The sequence below is a fragment of the Mucilaginibacter endophyticus genome, from assembly GCF_003351025.1.
GTDB classification, from domain to species: Bacteria; Bacteroidota; Bacteroidia; order Sphingobacteriales; family Sphingobacteriaceae; genus Mucilaginibacter; species Mucilaginibacter endophyticus.
The window spans coordinates 1-2,274 of sequence record NZ_QPCG01000022.1 but is presented as its reverse complement, the minus strand read 5'-3'; the positions used below and the strand labels follow the sequence as shown (position 1 = coordinate 2,274).

The following is a 2,274-nucleotide window of genomic DNA, read 5'->3' as shown; positions in this document are numbered from 1 at the left end:
CTCTTGATTCTTGATTTCCTGAATCTTCCTACTTCTTGTTTCTCTCAAAAGCTAAACAAGGTTCATCTCACCTCTGTCACGATATCTTCGGATATTCGGTAGACACCACCATGTTATCGCAAACGTGCCGACTGTGAGTTTCGCGTAAATTATACAAGAGGCTACCCGTCCGAAACATTGGTTAGTAAGAAATCTTTATGTTGCCTGCCCCAGCTACCTAATTGATCCCATACTGATGTCAATGCCTTTCCAATTGGTGTTAATTCATAAATTACCCTTGCTGGCACCTCCGCAAATACTATCCGGGTCAGGAGCTTGTCTCTTTCCATTTCAGCAAGATTAAGGGCCAACATGCGTTCGGTAATACTACCGAGCGATTGTTTGAGCTCTGAGAAACGCATCGGCCTGTCCTTAAGATAAAAGAAAATAGAAAGCTTCCAGCGACTTCCAATAATACCAAGCGCATAAGCTCCCATACAAATATCCTCCAAATAGTTTTTATTGATCTGATTTGTTGAACTCAACTTTATCTTTTTCATGATTACAATTTTGTAAGCTCCTTACAATCCGTTGCCGACTTGGACTATATACCCGAAGCCGGATAGTTTTGTGGCATAAAAATAATAAGCAGCCATTTAATAATAAACAGGAAACAGTCATGAAAGCATTTTTATTGAGACAGACCGGGGGCATTGAACAATTACACCTGGAAGAAATATCCAGGCCCATCTTACAAGCCAATGAGGTGTTGGTAAAAACACACGCTATCAGCATTAACCCGGTTGACATATATGTGAGGAAGAACAGCACCGCGCTTAAAACCTTCATCCTGCCCAAACCTGGCCAGGATAAATTCATCCTGGGATGGGATATAGCCGGTATAATAGAAGAGGTTGGGGCGGATGTAAAGGGTTTTAAAATAGGGGATGCCGTATTTGGCTTAGTTAACTTTCGGGGAGCAGGAAATGCCTACGCCGAATACGTTGCTGCGCCTGAGTGCCAATTGGCACTTAAACCCAATAATATCTCCTTTGAGCAAGCCGCCGCCGCCTGCCTTGCCGCCCTTACTGCCTGGCAAGCTTTGGTGGTACACGCTAACCTACAATCCGGTGAAAAAATACTAATCCATGCAGCTGCCGGCGGCGTAGGGCACTACGCGATACCAATAGCTAAACAACTGGGTGCATATGTAGTGGGCACAGCCTCGGCAGACAACAAAGAATTTGTGCTATCGCTTGGTGCAGATGAATTTATTGATTATCAGAACCAAAAAGTTGAGGATATTGTAACTGATGCTGATGTTGTACTTGATCCGATGTATGGCGACCATCTGTTGCGCTCTATCAAGGCTGTGAAAAGAGGAGGAAGGATAATAAGCCTCTTAACTGATTTTGAAGGGGATATTGCTGAAGCAGCCAAAGTGAAGGAAGTTCATGGCTATCATATGGCCGTAGCTTCTAACGGAAATGACATGAAGGAGATAGCAGCGTTATTAGAGCGAGGAATAATAACGTCTCATATAAGTGCAAGCTACGCCTTTGAAGAATTACCTAAAGCACATCAGCATCAGGAAGCTGGAAATAGCCGGGGCAAAATAGTAGTGAAAGTTTAACGATTATCCAATGCATTTAAATTAAATAATCATGATAAGTTTCAATGACGTTACGCCTGTTGGGTACGCTCAATATGTTGAAATTGACTTGGGGAATGCCAGAATGATTGTCATGTCAGGCCAGGTGGCAATTGATACCGAAGGGAATATTATTGGCAAAGATGATTTTGAGCAACAAGCCGAATTTATTTTCTCTTCTATCAAAAAAATAGTGGAAAAGGCTGGTGGAAGTATCGACAATATTATCAAATTGAATAACTATTTAATTGATATCTCTAATCTGCCTTTATTCAAAAAAGTGAGAGATAAGTATGTGAATACTTCGCATCCTCCAGCTTCTACGACGGTTGAAGTAAGCAGTTTTATTAGAGAAGATTTGTTGTTAGAAATTGAAGCCATGGCAATAATCAATAAAAATTAGGGTTTATATAAATTGACGCAAGCCAATACAATTCCGCGTTGGTAAGAGCAGTTTACAGTTTACATACAAACAAAAGGACTGGAATATTTTCCGGTCCTTTTTGTTTATATGTATTCACCAACCACCACGTCATTGCGAGGTAAATGATGGTACTGTCGTCCGTCCGTATACCTGTGTCACTACATCTTTGGACATATGGTGGACAGCGCACTTCTTTTTGTCTGAACTCGAATTAAACGAA

The 2,274-nt window shown here is 41.4% G+C and carries 3 protein-coding genes; 2 read left to right on the top strand and 1 reads right to left on the bottom strand.

What is annotated here, in order from left to right:
• Positions 1–161: 161 nt before the first annotated feature.
• Positions 162–539 carry a winged helix-turn-helix transcriptional regulator gene (locus DUL71_RS31760; protein WP_114941821.1) on the bottom strand — a complete coding sequence of 126 codons (378 nt, stop codon included), beginning with the start codon at positions 537–539 and terminating at the stop codon, positions 162–164.
• Positions 540–658: 119 nt separating this feature from the next.
• Between DUL71_RS31760 and DUL71_RS31755 the strand changes: the two genes are divergently transcribed.
• Positions 659–1,612: an NADP-dependent oxidoreductase gene (locus DUL71_RS31755; RefSeq protein WP_114941820.1), complete on the top strand. Its 954-nt coding sequence runs from the start codon at positions 659–661 to the stop codon at positions 1,610–1,612.
• A gap of 31 nt (positions 1,613–1,643) precedes the next feature.
• Positions 1,644–2,033: a RidA family protein gene (locus tag DUL71_RS31750; RefSeq protein ID WP_114941819.1), complete on the top strand. Its 390-nt coding sequence runs from the start codon at positions 1,644–1,646 to the stop codon at positions 2,031–2,033.
• The last annotated feature ends 241 nt before the right edge of the window (positions 2,034–2,274 follow it).